Origin of the sequence: Pseudarthrobacter sp. PvP090, assembly GCF_040547365.1 — a bacterium.
Classification (GTDB): domain Bacteria; phylum Actinomycetota; class Actinomycetes; order Actinomycetales; family Micrococcaceae; genus Arthrobacter.
The window spans coordinates 97,754-113,944 of the sequence record NZ_JBEPPO010000007.1; the positions used below are offsets into that span (position 1 = coordinate 97,754).

Below are 16,191 nucleotides of genomic sequence, written 5' to 3' on the forward strand. Positions count from 1 at the left end.
TTCAGTCCTTCGTGGCGGCACGGGCTGCGGCCGCGGGCACCGGTTCGTGGCGCAGGTAGCTCCGGCCGAATCGTCCGCTGCCCGACGTCAGGGCCCGAAGCTCAATCGTGTACCGCAGGAGTTCCTGGTCCGGCACTTCGGCCGTGATCTCCGTCAGGGCTCCCCCGGTCGACGTCGTTCCGGTCAGCCGGGCCCGGCGCGATGACAGGTCACTCATCACCGCGCCCACATGCTCATCCGAGACGCTGATGGTGACGGCCGAGACGGGTTCCAGCAGCTGGATGTTCCCGGCGGCCGCGGCCTCCCGCAGGGCCAATGCCCCGGCAGCCTGAAAGGCGGCGTCCGAAGAATCCACGCTGTGGGCCTTGCCGCCGAGCAGGGTCACCCTGATGTCCACCACCGGGAAGCCGGCCAAGACGCCCTTCTGCATCTGCGCCCGCACGCCCTTCTCCACCGAGGCGATGAAGGGTCCCGGAATGACCCCTCCCACGGTTTTGTCGATGAATTCAAAGCCGGCACCGCGTTCCAGAGGTTCCACCTCGATGTCGCAAACCGCGTACTGGCCGTGGCCGCCGGACTGCTTGACGTGCCGGCCGTGGCCCGCCGTTCGCCCGGCAAACGTCTCCCGCAGCGGAGTGATCACGTCGACCGTCTGCAGGTTGACGCCCTGCTCGCGCAGCCTCCCCAGGACGACGTCCGCGTGCGCCTCGCCCATGCACCAGAGGATAAGTTGGTGCGTTTCGGCGTTCCGTTCCACGCGGAGCGCCGGGTCCCCGGCCGCGACCTTGCCCAGGCTCCGGGCCAGGGCATCCTCGTCGCCGTGGGAGGCCGCCTCGACGGCAACCGGCAACAGCGGGTCCGGCATCTCCCACGGCTGGATCAGCAGCGGCATGTCCTTGGCGGATACCGTGTCACCGGTTTCAGCCGGCCCCAGTTTCGTGAGGGCGCAGATGTCCCCTGCCACGCTGTACGGCACCGGCCGCAGGCTGGATCCAAGCGGCGAATACACGTGGGAGACGCGCTCGTCGCTGTCGTGGTCGGCGTGGCCCCGGTCCGCCATGCCGTGCCCGGCCACATGGACGGCCGTGTCCTCGCGCAGCGTGCCGGAAAAGAGGCGGACCAGGCAGACACGGCCCAGGAACGGGTCGATGCTGGTGCGCACCACTTCACCCAGCAGCGGCCCCGCTGGGTCGCAGTCCGGTGCGGCGGCGGGTGTGCCATCAAGGTAGGACACCGCAGGCCCGCCACGTTCGGTTGGCGGGGGGAAGGCCCGTGCCACGACCTCCAGCAGTTCCGCCAGGCCGACGCCGGTCTCGGCGGACGTGGCGATCACCGGGTGGAAGGAACCCCTGGCGACGGCCGTCTCCAGGTCGCTGACGAGGATTTCAGGAGGGATTTCCTCGCCTCCGAGGTACCGCTCCATCAGCGACTCATCCTCGCTTTCGGCGATGATCCCTTCGATGAGCTCACCCCGCGCCGCCGCAGAGGCGGCGCGTTCGACGTCGTTCGCCTTCCGGGACACGGGCAGCGCCTCATCCGTCGGCGGGGCTGAAACAGTTTCCGAGAGCAGGCCCAGCAATCCGGTGACCTGCGTCCCGTTGCGGACCGGCAGGTAGAGCGGCAGGACCGTGTCGCCGAACGCCCGCTGGCATCTCCCGAGCACCGCCTCAAAGTCCGCGCGGGGGTGGTCCAGCCGGCTGATCACCACCGCCCGCGGAACGCCCACGCGCTGGCATTCTCCCCACAGTGCCGTGGTGGCAGCATCGATATCGTCAACAGCCGAGACGACGAACAGCGCCGCGTCCGCCGCGCGCAGCCCGGCGCGCAGTTCGCCGACGAAGTCCGGGTACCCCGGCGTGTCGAGCAGGTTCACCTTGACGCCGCCAACCACCACGGGAACCACGGAGAGGGCGACGGAGCGTTGCTGGTGGACGGCGGCAGGCTCAGAGTCGCTCACAGTGGTGCCTTCGGTGATGGAGCCTTTCCGCGAAATCACACCAGTGGCGGCCAGCAGCGCCTCGGACAGCATCGTCTTCCCGGCGCCCGAGTGGCCAACCAGCGCCACATTCCGGATCAGCTCCGGCTGTTCGGGCGGCCGGACATCGGACGCGTCGGCCCGCCGGAGTTCGGACGTGCCCCGGGCGGCGGCCTTCCCCGGAACCTTGGCGTCTTTCGCAGGCATGGGAACCTCCTCGCTTGCATCCGTCGGCCGGCCGGACCGCCGGCGTCCTTGCAGGGTGCGGTGTCTATATGGATTGGACACCCTGGGAGGAACTGACGGCAAGACGCAACTGCCAACTCCACCGCAGCCCCGGCACTGTCCAGGTCCGCTGTCCCCGCTCAGCTGCCGTCGTAGGCCTTCTGCAGCGCCGCGATATCGAGCTTCCGCATTCCCAGCATGGCCTGCATGGCGCGTTGGGAGCCTTCCGGGTCCGGTCCGCCGAGCAGCTCGCCCAGCACGGAAGGGACCACCTGCCACGAGACCCCGTACCGGTCCTTGAGCCAGCCGCACTGGCTTTCGGTGCCGCCCGCGCCGAGGGCGTCCCAGTAGCGGTCGACCTCCTCCTGGGAGGAGCAGTCGATGACGAAGGAGACCGACTCGTTGAAGGTAAAGGCCGGTCCACCGTTCAAGGCCGTAAACGTCCGGCCGTCGATTTCGAACCGCGCGGTGATCGCCTGGCCCGCCGGGCCCGGACCCCCCTCTCCGTAGCGGGAGACTTCCAGCACCTTCCCGCCGTCGAAGACGGATGCGTAGAACCCGGCGGCTTCCTCCGCCTGGTTGTCGAACCACAGGCAGGTGGTGATCTTCTCGGCCACGGTCTGTCCTCTTTCCGTACGGCCCGTGCCGCGCGGCGGTGTCCGGCGGCAGTGCGGGTTTTCAGCCCGAGCCTAGCCCCGCCGGATACCCGGCACAACGACGGCGTTGTACCCACCGGCATCGCCGACAGGGCCGCAACCGCGAAAGCCTGATCTGCGGCCTCCACCGGGCCCGGCTACGCTTGGACCATGCCTTCCGCAACACCTCCTCTCCGCCGCCCTTCCTCCACCCCCTCCACACCGGGAACGGCGGCACGCCGGACGGCAGTGCTGGCCGCCTGCGCCGATGCCGCACTGATTCTCGTCTTCGCCGCCATCGGCCGGGACGCCCATCAGCGCGGGGACGTCGTTATAGGCGTCTTCTCCACTGCCTGGCCCTTCCTCGCCGGCGCAGCGCTGTCCTGGCTGGCACTGCGCGTGTGGCGCTCGCCCCTGGCCCTCTGGCCCGCCGGAGTTGGTGTCTGGCTCGGCACGGTCGTGATTGGCATGCTCCTGCGGGCCGTCACCGGGCAGACGGTGGTTCTGCCGTTCGTCATCGTGGCACTGCTCAGCCTGGGCGTCCTGCTGCTCGGATACCGGTTCCTGGCCGCCGGCGTCCGCCGGCTCAGCACACGCCGCCGCGGGGCGTGATGGACTAGGCTTGCAGGGACATGGCCGAGGCCCGGAGGAGTACCGTCCGGGCGACTTCACTTGGCCGGCAACGGCGCAACAGATCCGGAAAGGCTCACACGTGGTCACCGCTTTCGTCCTGATTAAGACAGACGCTTCCCGCATCCCGGAGACCGCGGAAGAAATCTCCGCCATCCAGGGCATCAGCGAGGTCTATTCTGTGACCGGCGAATGGGATCTCATCGCCATCGCCCGGGTTCCGAAGCACGACGATCTCGCCGACGTCATCGCGGACAAACTCTCCAAGGTTCCCGGCGTCGTCCACACCACCACCCAGATCGCCTTCCGGGCGTATTCCCAGCACGACCTCGACGCGGCCTTCGCCCTCGGCTTCGAGCAGTAGGACTCAGCGGGCAGGGCCAGGCCGTTGAGCCGTCCTGCCACCGGCGTTGCCTGGGACTGCTCAGCTGCGCGAGAGTGCTACCCACCGGTCCAGCACGGCTGCCGCCGCACCGGATTCGATGGACTCTTCGGCGCGCTTTAATGCGGCGGCCATCCGCTCGCTGAACGGGCCGGCGGCGTCCAGATCAAAGGCCACCAGTCCGGCGGCGGCATTCAGCAGGGCGGCATCGCGCGCCGGACCGGGTGCGCCGGCAAGCACGGACCGCACGACGGCGGCATTGGCCGCGGCGTCCCCGCCGCGCAGTTCCTCAAGGGTTGCCTGGCGGATGCCGAGGTCGCGCGGATCAAACATTTCCTCGTTCACCGACCCGTTCCGGATTTCCCACACCCGGGACGGCCCGGTCGTGGTGAGCTCGTCCAGTCCGTCATTCCCACGGAACACCAGCCCCCGGCTGCCGCGCTTGGCCAGCACGCCCGCCACCAGCGGGGCCATACGCTCATTGGCCACACCCACGGCCGAGGCCTGCACATGGGCCGGGTTGATCATGGGGCCCAGGAAGTTGAACGCCGTCGGCACACCGAGTTCCCGGCGGGCGACGGCGGCATGCCGCATTGAGGGATGGAAGACCTGGGCGAAGCAGAAGGTGATGCCCGCCTCTTCCGCGTTGAGGGCCACCCGCGGGATCGGCAGGTCCAGCCGGACCCCCAAGGCTTCGAGGACATCCGCGGACCCTGAGGTCGAGGAAGCTGCACGGTTGCCGTGCTTCACCACCTTGGCGCCGGCACCTGCCGCGATCAGCGCGGCCATGGTGGAAATGTTGACCGTGTTCTGCTGGTCTCCCCCGGTGCCGACGATGTCCAGCTTCTGCCCTGCTATCTCAATGGGGCTTGCGTTCGCGATCATCGCCTCGACCAGGCCGACAAGTTCGTCCACGGTTTCGCCCTTGGACCGCAGCGCCACGAGGAACCCGGCAACCTGGGCCGGCGTGGCCTCCCCCGACATGATCGAGTTCATCGCCCACTCCGTGTTGCCGGCGGTGAGATCCGTCCCGTCGATGAGGGCGTTGATGAGCCGCGGCCACGTGTTGACTGCCGCCTGTGCAGATGCCTGAGAAGTCACGTTCTGATGCTATCGAGGTGCGCACTGCAAAGACCAATGTGAACGGGTCCGGGAACTTTTCCGCGCGAATTCGCGTCTTTGTAGAAAAAGTCCTCCGAAAACGCGGTTTGCGTTGGGCAGGAGGGAGTTTTATAGACATAATGTCTATGTGACATCTGCGACCCATGCCCCCAGTACCCCGGCGCACCCGACGCTGAATCGCCCGAACATGGTTTCTGTTGGAACCGTAGTCTGGCTGTCCAGTGAGTTGATGTTCTTCGCCGGTCTCTTTGCCATGTACTTCACACTCCGTTCGACTTCCGGACTGATGTGGGCCGAAGAGACAGCCAAGCTCAACTTCCCCTTTGCGCTCATTAACACGATCGTCCTCGTGGCAAGTTCCTTTACTTGCCAGATGGGCGTCTTCGCCGCTGAGCGGCTTCAGCCGCGTCGAAGCGGCGGCCGCCTCAGCTTCACCCGCTGGGGAATGAACGAATGGTTCACCCTGACATTCATCATGGGTGCCTTCTTCGTGGCCGGCCAGGCGACTGAGTACGCCATGCTCGTTTCCGAGCATGTCTCACTCTCCTCCAACGCCTATGGCTCGGCGTTCTACATCACCACGGGCTTCCACGGCCTGCACGTTATCGGCGGCCTGGTTGCCTTCCTCCTCATCATGGGCCGCTCCTTCGCAGCGAAGAAGTTCGGCCACTTCGAGGCAACTTCCGCGATCGTCACCTCGTACTACTGGCACTTCGTCGACGTCGTCTGGATCGGCCTCTTCCTGGTCATCTACGTGCTCAAGTAGCAAGACTTGACTCTTTTTCTACAAGAGGCAGAATTTCAAGAAGTGGCTCCCGGAGCCAACGCAGGATCGAAAAAAGGAACCACCACGTGAAGGCACTCTCGCAGAAGCGACGTCACCCGCTAGCAGCAATCGCACTGCTGCTGATGGGCCTCCTGGTCACTGGTGGGCTGTACGCCGTTGCCACCACCGTCAACCAGGCCAAGGCCACCACCAGCTTCAGCGCAAATGACGCAGAGGAAGGCGGCAAGCTCTTTGCCGCCAACTGCGCCACCTGCCACGGCATGGGCGCCAGCGGGTCCAAAGACGGCCCCTCGCTGGTTGGCGTCGGCGCTGCCGCCGTTGACTTCCAGGTCGGCACCGGCCGCATGCCCATGCAGATGAACGGCCCGCAGGCCTACAAGAAGCCGGCCCAGTTCAACGAGGAGCAGACGCACCAGCTGTCCGCTTACGTTGCATCGCTCGGCCCCGGCCCGTCCATCCCCGAAGCAAATGTCCTCGATGAACAGGGCGACGCTGCCAAGGGTGGCGAACTGTTCCGCGTGAACTGCGCCATGTGCCACAACGCTGCTGCCGCTGGCGGCGCGCTGACCCGGGGCAAGTTCGCTCCGGCCCTGGCGGACGTGTCCGGCAAGCACATCTACGAAGCGATGGTCACCGGCCCGCAGAACATGCCGGTCTTCAGCGACGCCAACATCGGCCCCGAGGGCAAGCGCGACATCATCACCTTCCTGAAGCAGATCGAAGCCAACGGTTCTCCCGGCGGCGCGGATCTGGGTTCGTTGGGCCCGGTGTCCGAAGGCCTGTTTGTCTGGATCGCCGGCCTGGGCGTCATCATCGCCTTCACCATCTGGCTGACGTCCCGGACGTCCTAAGCCCACCTGCAGCACCTGTAAGAGTTTTCTGCTGACCCGTCAGCAGTTTGAATTGAAAGCTAACTCGGCACTCGCCGAGACGAGAGAGGGATGAGGCGAATTATGGGCAACCATAGTGACGGCAGTCCGAACCACTCGGGCACCGTAGCTACGGCTGGTCAGAATGAGGTGGAGAAGTTCCAGGATCCTGGAATTCCTCCGCATCGTTTGCGCCTGGCTGACACGGACCCGAAGGCCGCCAAGCGAGCAGAACGGCAGGTAGCCCTGCTGTTCGGGACTTCGGTCGTTGGCACCCTGATATTCCTGGTGGCGTACTTTGCCATCGATCTGGGGGATGACACTGCGATCGCGACGATCCGGCTGCAGAACGCGCTGCTGGGCCTGGGCACCGCCTTTGCCATGCTTGGCATCGGCACCGGAATCGTGCACTGGGCCAAGGCCCTCATGCCGGACCATGAAGTCTCGGAAGAGCGCCATGCCATCCGCACCGAGGAAGACCGCCAGGCCGCTGTCCGGATCGTCGACGACATCGTCGAGGAAACCGGCATCAAGCGCCGGCCGCTGATCCGCAACACCCTGCTGGGCGCCGTGGCGCTGGCTCCCCTGCCGGCCCTCGCCGTCTTCGGTGACCTGGGTCCGCGTCCTGACAAGGCACTCGCGCACACCATGTGGGCGCCGCAGGAGGGCAAGCTCAAGCGGCTGACCCGCGACCCTGACGGTACCCCGATCAAGGCCGCCGACGTCACCATCGGTTCTGCTTTCCACGTCATTCCGGAAGGCCTGAACGAGTTGCACGAGGGCAAGCTGAACGAGAAGGCCAAGGCCGTTGTTCTGCTGATGCGCCTGAACCCGGAATCGCTCAACCCTTCCCCCGGCCGTGAAGACTGGGGCTACAACGGAATTGTGGCGTACTCCAAGATCTGCACCCACGTTGGTTGCCCTGTTGCCCTGTACGAGCAGCAGACCCACCACCTGCTCTGCCCGTGCCACCAGTCAACCTTCGACCTGACCCAGGAATGCAAGGTTATCTTTGGCCCGGCCAGCCGGCCCCTCCCCCAGCTGCCCATCGCGGTTGACTCCGAGGGCTACCTGGTCGCCACGAGCGACTTCAAAGAACCTGTAGGACCTAGCTATTGGGAGCGTGATGAGCATGAGCGCAGCATCAACGCCTAATGCCCCCGCCTTCGTCGCCAAGACCAAGGGCGGCCGCATCACCAACTTCGTTGACGAGCGCGTCGGCGGATCCGGGATCCTTCGTGAATTCGGCCGCAAGGTCTTCCCGGACCACTGGTCGTTCATGTTCGGTGAGGTGGCGCTGTACTCCTTCGTCATCCTGCTGCTCTCGGGCACGTTCCTGACGTTCTTCTTTGATCCGTCGATGGCGGAGACGCACTACCAGGGCTCCTACACACCGCTGAAGAACGTTGAAATGTCGGTGGCCTACAGCTCCTCGCTGGACATCTCCTTCGATGTCCGCGGCGGTCTCTTCATGCGCCAGGTCCACCACTGGTCCGCGCTGCTGTTTGTCGCGTCGGTCTCCGTACACATGCTCCGCGTCTTCTTCACCGGCGCATTCCGCAAGCCCCGCGAAATGAACTGGGTGGTGGGCGGCGTGCTGCTCATCCTCTCGATGGCTGCCGGCTTCACCGGCTACTCCCTCCCCGATGACCTGCTCTCCGGCAACGGCCTGCGCATCATCGACGGCGTGATCAAGTCCATCCCGGTGATCGGAACGTACATCTCGTTCTTCCTCTTCGGTGGAGAATTCCCCGGCACGGTCATCATCGGCCGCCTGTACATGCTCCACATCCTGCTGGTTCCGGCGCTCATCCTGCTGATGATCGTGATGCACCTCTTTATGGTGGTCGTGCACAAGCACACCCAGTACCCCGGCCCGGGACGCAACGACGGAAACGTCGTCGGATACCCTCTTGGCCCGGTGTACGCGGCCAAGGCCGGCGGCTTCTTCTTCATCGTGTTCGGTGTCGTCGCCCTCATGGCAGGGTTCTTCACCATCAACCCGATCTGGAACTACGGCCCCTACGACCCCTCCCCCGTCTCGGCCGGCACCCAGCCTGACTGGTACATCGGGTTCGTGGACGGCGCCCTCCGCCTGATGCCCGGCACCATCGGTGACTGGAGTGTCGAACAGGTCTGGTTCGGCCAGGTCTTCACGTTCAACGTGCTTCTCCCGGCCCTGGTACCGGCAGGGATCATCTTCACCGTGCTGTTCATGTACCCGTGGATCGAACGTTGGATCACCAAGGACGACCGCGAGCACCACGTCCTGGACCGTCCGCGCAACGCTCCGACCCGTACCGCCATCGGCATGGCTGGCTTCGTCTGGTACTGCGTCATGTGGGCAGCTGCCGGCTCGGACCTCATCGCCACGCACTTCCACGTGTCGCTGAACGATGTGACCTACTGGTTGCGCGCACTGTTCTTCATCGGCCCGGTCATCGCCTTCATCGTCACGAAGCGCGTCGCCCTGGCCCTGCAGCGCAAGGACCGCGAGATCGCCCTGCACGGCCGCGAAACCGGCCGTATCGTGCGCCTGCCGCACGGCGAGTTCATCGAGGTGCACGCCCCGCTGGACGAGTACAAGCGCTACAAGCTGGTCGGCTTCGAGTCGCCGTCCCCGCTTCCCGCGGAGCCGAACGCCAACGGCGTCGTTGACAAGAAGGAGAAGCGCCGCGCGAAGCTGTCGCAGTGGTTCTTCGAGGACCGGGTTGCCCCGGCAACGCCCGCTGAGCTCGAGGCGGCCCACGGCCACCACGGAGCCCACGAGGCAATCGAGTCAGGCGACACCCAGAAGACGCTCAGCCACTAACCAGCTGCAGTGAACACCAGAAAGGCCCGGTCCACCAGGACCGGGCCTTTTCTGCATCTCCGGGAATCAAGCAACGCGGGGTCACATCGCGCCGATTATGGCCCTTGGGATGAACGCGATGTGACCCCGCGTTGCTATTAGGGGCGGTACCCTGACGCGTAGTTGCGGGTCGGCCGGACGCCGGGGCGCTGCAGCGGCACCCAGAGCTTGTAGCGGTCGGCCCGGTAATAGGACACCGAGTAGTCCACCATGGCGCGGGCCACGAAGGCGTGGCGCTGGATCTTCAGCAGCGGCGAGCCCACCTCGACGTTCAGCAGTCGGGCGGTGGACGGGGAGGCGGCTGTCGCTTCGATCATGTCCTCCCCCCACTCCATCACCAGCCCGTAGCGTTCGCTGAGGACGTTGTACAGCGAGGTGGGCGGTTCGCCGTCGAGCAGTCCGGGCACCCGGTGGGCCGGGATGAAGTTCTCGTCCACGCTCATGGGTTCGTTGTCCGCGAGCAGCAGGCGGCGGAACCGGACCAGGGGCGTCCCCTCCTCGAGCTGGAGTTCACGGGCCAGGAAGGCACTGGCACCGATCTGCTCGAAGCTGAGGACCTTCGCCGCCGGAACCATGCCGCGTCGCTGCATTTCCTCGCTGTAGGAGGTCAGCTTGACCTGCAGGTCCAGCTTCGGTTTCCGGACAAACGTGCCCAGGCCCACCACACGCTCGATGACTTCCTCGCCGACGAGGGCATCGATGGCCTGGCGCACCGTCATCCGGGCCAGGCCGAAGCGCTCGGCGAGGTCCCGTTCGGAGGGCAGCGCCGACCCCGGCGGGCAGGCGCTCACAATGTGCGACCGGAGGATTTCCCTCAGCTGGACGTAGATGGGCGTGCCGTTGTTGCGGTCGATCTCGCCGACCATACGTGCCGCGTCAGAGGCCGCCACTGCGCGGCCTTCCGGAATGAGTCATATCTCAAGGTTAAGCCACCCCGGCGCAGGTCTAGACCACCGGGCTGTCTTGGTTCGCCCCGCAAGCCGGCCGCGGCTAGGCTTGAATGCGCCGGTTCCCCGCCGGCACCGCCACATTCTGAGACAAGGGAGCCCCGTTGCCAGTACGGAACGCAGTCGTCCAGGCCAGCATTGGACTGCATGCAAGGCCCGCGGCGCTGTTCGTCCGCGCCGTCCATGACACCGGGCTGCCCGTGACCATCAGCAAGGACGGCAGGCCCGGCGTGGATGCCCGCTCGCTGCTGGAGGTCATGACCGAGGACTTCCAGTTCGGCTGTGAGGTGCACCTGGCGGTGGAGCCGGGCGCCATTCCGGACCGTTACAGCGCTGAGGACGTCGAGGCGGCCCTGGACGGGCTGCGGGAACTGCTGGAGTCTGCCCGGTCCCGCTAGGCGGTACAGGCGCCGTGCACGGGCTCCCCTGCAACAGCAACACCAACGACGGCGGGCCCCACCAAATGGTGGGGCCCGCCGTCGTTGGTCAATATGTGTCCTGTCGGACGTTAGTGCGCGTGGTCTCCGCGGCTGTACTCGTAGACCCAGCCGACAAGGGCGACGACCGCAAGGCCGGCCGCGATGTAGACGATCCAGAATCCGATGGCCAGGCCGAGGAACCCGCCTGCGCAGGCCAGGCCAAGAACCAGCGGCCACCAGCTCCAGGGGCTGAAGTGGCCCTGTTCACCGGCCCCCTCGTGGATCTCGGCATCGCTGCGGTCCTCGGGACGCATTCCGACGCGCTTTCCGGTGAAGGCCAGGTAGGCGCCGACCATGCCGGCGAGCCCGCCAAGCAGCAGCACCCCAAGGATGCCAACCCACTCCGTCCAGCCGGTCAGGAATCCGTAGACGATCGAGACCGGGATGAAGAAGAACGCTCCGAATCCAAAAATTCTTGATTCGATTTTCACTGGGCTTGATCCTTCTGGTCGGCGTTACCGAGCGTTGCTGCTGCCGGGGCAGGAGACTCTACGGTGTATGACTGGGACAGTTCGGGGTGGTGCAGGTCCAGTGCCGGACGCTCCGAACGGATCCGCGGCAGTGACGTGAAGTTGTGGCGCGGCGGCGGGCAGGACGTCGCCCACTCGAGGGAGGCGCCGAAGCCCCACGGGTCATCCACTTCAACCCGTTCGTTGCTGCGCCAGGTGATGTAGACGTTCCAGAAGAACGGGATCAGCGAGGCGCCCAGCAGGAACGAGGCGTAGGTGGAGAACTGGTTCATCCAGGTGAAGTTGTCCTGCGGCATGTAGTCCGCGTAGCGGCGGGGCATGCCCTCGACGCCGAGCCAGTGCTGGATGAGGAACGTACCGTGGAAACCGAGGAACAGCATCCAGAAGTGGATCTTGCCGAGGCGCTCGTTGAGCATCTTCCCGGTCCATTTCGGCCACCAGAAGTAGAAGCCGGCGAACATCGCGAAAACAACGGTTCCGAAGACCACGTAGTGGAAGTGGGCCACCACGAAGTAGGAATCGGAGACGTGGAAGTCCAGCGGCGGGGAGGCCAGGATGATGCCGGTGAGGCCGCCGAAGAGGAACGTCGCCAGGAAGCCGATGCTCCAGAGCATGGGGGTTTCAAAGGTGATCGATCCCCGCCACATGGTGCCGATCCAGTTGAAGAACTTCACCCCGGTCGGGACCGCGATCAGCATCGTCATGAAGGAGAAGAACGGCAGCAGGACCGAGCCGGTGACGTACATGTGGTGGGCCCACACGGTCACGGACAGCGCGGCGATGGAGATCGTGGCGTAAACCAGGCCCTTGTAGCCGAAGATCGGCTTGCGGCTGAAGACCGGGAAGATCTCCGAGACGATGCCGAAGAACGGCAGCGCGATGATGTAGACCTCGGGGTGCCCAAAGAACCAGAACAGGTGCTGCCAGAGGACGGCGCCGCCGTTTTCGGGATCGAAGATGTGCGCACCGAAGCGCCGGTCAGCGCCAAGGGCGAAGAGGGCGGCGGCCAGCGGCGGGAACGCCATCAGGACCAGGATCGCGGTCACAAGAATGTTCCAGGTGAAGATCGGCATCCGCCACATGGTCATGCCGGGGGCACGCATGCAGATGATCGTGGTGATGAAGTTGACCGCACCAAGGATGGTGCCAAAGCCGGAGAGCGCCAGGCCAAAGACCCAGAGATCACCGCCGACACCCGGGCTGAACGTCGTGTTGGACAGCGGCGCGTAAGCGAACCAGCCAAACGAGGCCGCACCCTGGGGGGTGATGAAGCCGGACACGGCGATCGTGGAGCCGAAGAGGAAGAACCAGAAGGCCAGCGCGTTCAGCCGCGGGAAGGCGACGTCGGGGGCACCGATCTGCAGCGGCATGATGACGTTGGCGAAGCCGGCGAACAGCGGCGTCGCGAACATCAGCAGCATCACGGTGCCGTGCATGGTGAACAGCTGGTTGTACTGCTCTTTGGTCTGCAGGATCTGCATGCCGGGCTCGAACAGCTCGGCGCGGATCAGCAGCGCCATGACACCGCCGAAGCAGAAGAACACGAAGGACGCGATCAGGTACATGTACCCGATGGTCTTGTGGTCGGTCGAAGTGATCCAGTTGACGACGATGCGTCCCTTGGACTTCGGTACTACGGGAGCCTCAAGGATCCCGGTGGGCTGGGAATAGGTAGTTGCCACGTCGCTCCCCTTACTTGGTTTCGGTCGGGGCCGGGTTGCGGTCGTACTCTTCGCCGAGCAGGCCCGTGTTGCCGTCCTGGCGCAGCTTCTCCAGGTGCGCCTGGAACTCGGCGTCGGAGACGACCTTCACGCGGAACAGCATTTCGGAGTGGTATTCGCCACAGAGTTCGGCGCACTTGCCGTCGTAGGTTCCCTCCTTGGTGGGGGTGAACCTGATGTAGTTGGTCTTTCCGGGGATCATGTCGCGCTTCTGCAGGAAGGCGGGGACCCAGAAGGAGTGGATGACGTCGCGGGCATTCAGCTCCACGTCAACCGACTTGTTGACCGGGAGGTACAGGGTGGGCAGCTTTTCCTTGTCCACTTCCTCACCGGTGAGGTGCGCCTGGACGCCGGCTTCGTGGACATCCTCGCGGATGACGTCGCCCTTTTTGTAGTTGAAGTCCCACGCCCACTGCTTGCCGCGGACGTCAACGACGACGTCGGCCGGCTCGGCACGGTTGTCGATCGCCTGCTGGTCGCGGTCGGTGAAGTAGAAGAACACCAGGACCATGAACAGCGGGATCGTCAGGTAGAAGACCTCGAGGGGCAGGTTGAAGCTGTTCTGCCGCGGGAACCCGACGGTGCCTTTGCGGCGCCGGTAGGCCACGATGCACCAGATCATCAGGCCCCAGGTAATAACACCCACGATCAGGGCGGCAATCCATGAGTTGACCCAGAGGTCCATGATGCGGTCAGTGTGGTTGGTGGTGCCACGCTCAGTGGGCAGCCACCCTTTCTGTACCTCTGGTGAACATCCAGTCAAAGCCAACGCGCCGGCGAGTGCCAAGCCAGTGATCGTAGTGATCTGTTTGCGTCGGCTGCCGGTTCGGTTCTGCGAACTCACAGACGGCCCTTCCTACTTGTTGCTGTCGCCCGGGCCGCAAAATGGCGGTCAGGGCACACTAAAAGTTTTACTACTCGGTGTAGAGCTTACCGCTCCCCGCGAGTTTTCGCCCACATGTCCGCGCCGTGCGTCGGGACCTTTTTACCGGGCCCGCTCGTTATGGATCCTGCGGCACTAAGGCCGGGCAGATTGCCCGGCCTTAGTGGAAGGAATCACCGCAGGCGCAGGAGCCGCCGGCGTTGGGGTTGTCGATGGTGAACCCCTGCTTGGAGATGGTGTCCTCGAAGTCGATGCTGGCACCGCTGAGGTACGGGACGCTCATCTTGTCGACAACGACTTCAACGCCGTCGTAGTCGCGGACGGCGTCTCCGTCGAGGAGCCTCTCGTCGAAGTAGAGCTGGTAGATCAGGCCAGAGCAACCGCCGGGCTGCACAGCCACGCGGAGGCGCAGATCGGTGCGGCCTTCCTGCTCGAGCAGGCTGCGGACCTTGCCGGCGGCGACGTCGGTCAGCTTGACCTCGTGCGTGGCCAGTTCCCCGCCCGCCGTGGCGGTGGTGTCGGCGCTGTTTTCATTGGTTGTAGTGCTCATGGCCTACCTTCTAACGACGGTGGTGGCGGCGCCGCTCCCGCGGCACCCGCCCCTACTTGAACGGTACGGGCTATAGCTACATGCTACGTCGATCAGCCCTGTAGCTCTAACTCCTGACGTAACCGTCCCAGAAGGCTGGATGTTCCCTGGGGAACACCCCGGGCCGGTCCGCTCAGGCCAGTCCTTCCTCGTTCAGGCGGGCCAGCATCAGGGCTTCGGCCACGATAGCGTTCCGGAAGTCCGCGAGGTGGAGGGATTCGTTGGCGCTGTGCGCCCGGGAATCGGGATCCTCGACGCCGGTGACCAGGATCTGCACGTCCGGGTACAGCTCGGTCAGGTCGGCAATGAACGGAATGGAGCCGCCGATCCCGGTCTCCACCGCCGGAACGCCCCACGCCTCGCCGAGCGCCCACATCGCGACGCTGGCAGCCTTTGAGGTGGTGTCCGTGAGGAAGGCGTTGCCGCTCTCCCCCGGCGTGAAGATGACGTGGGCGCCGAACGGCGCGTTGGTTTCCACATGCCGGCGGACGGCGTCCATCGCCTCGGCCGGATCCTGGCCGGGCGCCAGCCGCAGGCTGAACTTGGCGCGTGCGCGGGGCAGGAGGGTGTTGGAGGCGACGTCCACGGCGGGGGCGTCAAAGCCGATGATCGACAGGGCAGGCTTGGTCCACATCCGCGAGGCGATCGTCCCGGTGCCGGCGAGCCGAACGCCGTCGAGCACGGAGGCATCGGCGCGGTACTGCTCCTCGGAGAGGTCGACGGTGACGTCGTCCCGGCCGGCCAGGCCGGCGATCGCCACGTTGCCCGCGTCGTCGTGGAGGGTGGCGATCAGCCGGGAGAGCAGGGTCGGGGCGTCCAGCACGGGGCCGCCGAACATGCCGGAGTGGACGGCGTGGTCCAGGACCTTGACCTCGATGGTGCCGTCGACCAGGCCGCGGAGGCTGGTGGTGAGTGCGGGGATGCCGACCTTCCAGTTGCTGGAGTCGGCCACGACGATCACATCGGCGCGCAGCAGTTCCCGGTGGGTTTCCAGGAACGTGCGGAACGTCGGGGAGCCGGCTTCCTCCTCCCCCTCAAAGAAGAACGTGACGCCCAGGCCGAGGTCGTCGCCCAGCACGCGGGTGACGGCCGAGTAGGCGGCGATGTGCGCGAGGATCCCGGCCTTGTCGTCGGCCGCGCCGCGCCCGTACAGCCGACCGTCGCGCTCGACGGCGGTGAACGGCTCCGTCTCCCACAGCGCCAGGTCGCCGGTGGGCTGCACATCGTGGTGCGCGTACAGCAGGATGGTCGGCTTGCCCGCGGCGGCCGGACGGCGGGCGACGACGGCCGGGCCGCCGGGCGTGCCGTCCTCCTTGTCGCAGCGCAGGATCCGGACGTCGTCGAAGCCGCTGGCACGGACCAGTCCGGCGACGGCGTCGGCGCTGGCGTTCAGCGGGGCGGGGTCGAAGCTGGGCCAGGCGATGCCCGGGATGGCGACGAGCTCCGTCAATTGGGCGATCGTGGTGTCGAACGATTCGGTAACGGCCTGGCGGAGGGCCTCGGTGTCGACGTTTCCGACCCGGGCAGTAGCGGTTTGCGGGTTCCCCGCGGGTGATGAAGTCATGGCCAGAACACTACCGGTGCCGCGGATCACTTCAAACAGGACCGCGGCGGGTCATATGCCGT

Annotated in this window: 16 protein-coding genes; 7 read left to right on the plus strand and 9 right to left on the minus strand. The window is 65.6% G+C overall.

What is annotated here, in order from left to right; all coding sequences use genetic code 11:
• Nucleotide 1: 1 nt before the first annotated feature.
• Together ABIC21_RS10050 and ABIC21_RS10055 are read right to left on the minus strand one after the other, a co-directional pair.
• Nucleotides 2-2,182 carry an elongation factor G-like protein EF-G2 gene (locus tag ABIC21_RS10050; protein ID WP_354350255.1) on the minus strand — a complete coding sequence of 727 codons (2,181 nt, stop codon included), beginning with the start codon at nt 2,180-2,182 and terminating at the stop codon, nt 2-4.
• Between the two features lie 158 nt (nt 2,183-2,340).
• Nucleotides 2,341-2,817: a VOC family protein gene (locus ABIC21_RS10055; protein WP_354350256.1), complete on the minus strand. Its 477-nt coding sequence runs from the start codon at nt 2,815-2,817 to the stop codon at nt 2,341-2,343.
• A 189-nt stretch (nt 2,818-3,006) separates the two neighbouring features.
• On the opposite strand from ABIC21_RS10055, the gene ABIC21_RS10060 reads away from it, so the two are divergent.
• Together ABIC21_RS10060 and ABIC21_RS10065 are read left to right on the plus strand one after the other, a co-directional pair.
• The gene (locus tag ABIC21_RS10060) at nt 3,007-3,447 is read left to right on the plus strand and encodes a DUF3054 domain-containing protein (protein WP_354350257.1); all 441 of its coding nucleotides are present in this window, start codon (nt 3,007-3,009) and stop codon (nt 3,445-3,447) included.
• A 100-nt stretch (nt 3,448-3,547) separates the two neighbouring features.
• Nucleotides 3,548-3,829 carry an Lrp/AsnC family transcriptional regulator gene (locus tag ABIC21_RS10065; protein WP_307464804.1) on the plus strand — a complete coding sequence of 94 codons (282 nt, stop codon included), beginning with the start codon at nt 3,548-3,550 and terminating at the stop codon, nt 3,827-3,829.
• A gap of 60 nt (nt 3,830-3,889) precedes the next feature.
• Here the strand turns inward: ABIC21_RS10065 and trpD are convergent, their stop codons facing one another.
• Nucleotides 3,890-4,948 carry an anthranilate phosphoribosyltransferase gene (gene trpD, locus ABIC21_RS10070; protein ID WP_354350258.1) on the minus strand — a complete coding sequence of 353 codons (1,059 nt, stop codon included), beginning with the start codon at nt 4,946-4,948 and terminating at the stop codon, nt 3,890-3,892.
• Between the two features lie 112 nt (nt 4,949-5,060).
• On the opposite strand from trpD, the gene ctaE reads away from it, so the two are divergent.
• The 4 genes from ctaE to qcrB all read left to right on the plus strand — a co-directional run bounded on the left by ctaE (nt 5,061) and on the right by qcrB (nt 9,437).
• Entirely contained in the window at nt 5,061-5,735 is a 675-nt protein-coding gene (gene ctaE / locus ABIC21_RS10075) for an aa3-type cytochrome oxidase subunit III (RefSeq protein ID WP_354350259.1), read from the plus strand.
• Between the two features lie 86 nt (nt 5,736-5,821).
• A complete protein-coding gene (gene qcrC / locus ABIC21_RS10080; RefSeq protein WP_354350260.1) occupies nt 5,822-6,607 on the plus strand; it encodes a cytochrome bc1 complex diheme cytochrome c subunit in 786 nt (261 codons plus the stop codon).
• Nucleotides 6,608-6,709: 102 nt separating this feature from the next.
• Nucleotides 6,710-7,780, plus strand: a complete 1,071-nt coding sequence (qcrA, locus tag ABIC21_RS10085; protein WP_354350261.1) for a cytochrome bc1 complex Rieske iron-sulfur subunit — start codon at nt 6,710-6,712, stop codon at nt 7,778-7,780.
• Nucleotides 7,758-9,437, plus strand: coding sequence for a cytochrome bc1 complex cytochrome b subunit (gene qcrB, locus ABIC21_RS10090; protein ID WP_354350262.1), 1,680 nt, complete (start codon nt 7,758-7,760; stop codon nt 9,435-9,437). Before qcrA ends, qcrB begins: the two co-directional genes overlap by 23 nt.
• 137 nt (nt 9,438-9,574) lie before the next feature.
• Here qcrB and ABIC21_RS10095 read toward each other — a convergent pair whose 3' ends face one another.
• Complete coding sequence (locus tag ABIC21_RS10095) at nt 9,575-10,342, minus strand: GntR family transcriptional regulator (protein ID WP_354350393.1); 768 nt, start codon at nt 10,340-10,342, stop codon at nt 9,575-9,577.
• Nucleotides 10,343-10,527: 185 nt separating this feature from the next.
• Between ABIC21_RS10095 and ABIC21_RS10100 the strand changes: the two genes are divergently transcribed.
• Nucleotides 10,528-10,821, plus strand: coding sequence for an HPr family phosphocarrier protein (locus ABIC21_RS10100; protein WP_354350263.1), 294 nt, complete (start codon nt 10,528-10,530; stop codon nt 10,819-10,821).
• 110 nt (nt 10,822-10,931) lie between these two features.
• Here the strand turns inward: ABIC21_RS10100 and ABIC21_RS10105 are convergent, their stop codons facing one another.
• The 5 genes from ABIC21_RS10105 to ABIC21_RS10125 all read right to left on the minus strand — a co-directional run bounded on the left by ABIC21_RS10105 (nt 10,932) and on the right by ABIC21_RS10125 (nt 16,129).
• Nucleotides 10,932-11,333 carry a cytochrome c oxidase subunit 4 gene (locus tag ABIC21_RS10105; RefSeq protein WP_354350264.1) on the minus strand — a complete coding sequence of 134 codons (402 nt, stop codon included), beginning with the start codon at nt 11,331-11,333 and terminating at the stop codon, nt 10,932-10,934.
• The gene (ctaD, locus tag ABIC21_RS10110; protein WP_354350265.1) at nt 11,330-13,054 is read right to left on the minus strand and encodes an aa3-type cytochrome oxidase subunit I; all 1,725 of its coding nucleotides are present in this window, start codon (nt 13,052-13,054) and stop codon (nt 11,330-11,332) included. Before ctaD ends, ABIC21_RS10105 begins: the two co-directional genes overlap by 4 nt.
• Nucleotides 13,055-13,064: 10 nt before the next feature.
• A complete protein-coding gene (gene ctaC / locus ABIC21_RS10115; RefSeq protein ID WP_354350266.1) occupies nt 13,065-13,937 on the minus strand; it encodes an aa3-type cytochrome oxidase subunit II in 873 nt (290 codons plus the stop codon).
• Nucleotides 13,938-14,136: 199 nt separating this feature from the next.
• Complete coding sequence (locus ABIC21_RS10120) at nt 14,137-14,526, minus strand: HesB/IscA family protein (RefSeq protein WP_069951776.1); 390 nt, start codon at nt 14,524-14,526, stop codon at nt 14,137-14,139.
• A 172-nt stretch (nt 14,527-14,698) separates the two neighbouring features.
• Entirely contained in the window at nt 14,699-16,129 is a 1,431-nt protein-coding gene (locus ABIC21_RS10125; RefSeq protein ID WP_354350267.1) for a dipeptidase, read from the minus strand.
• Between the last annotated feature and the right edge of the window lie 62 nt (nt 16,130-16,191).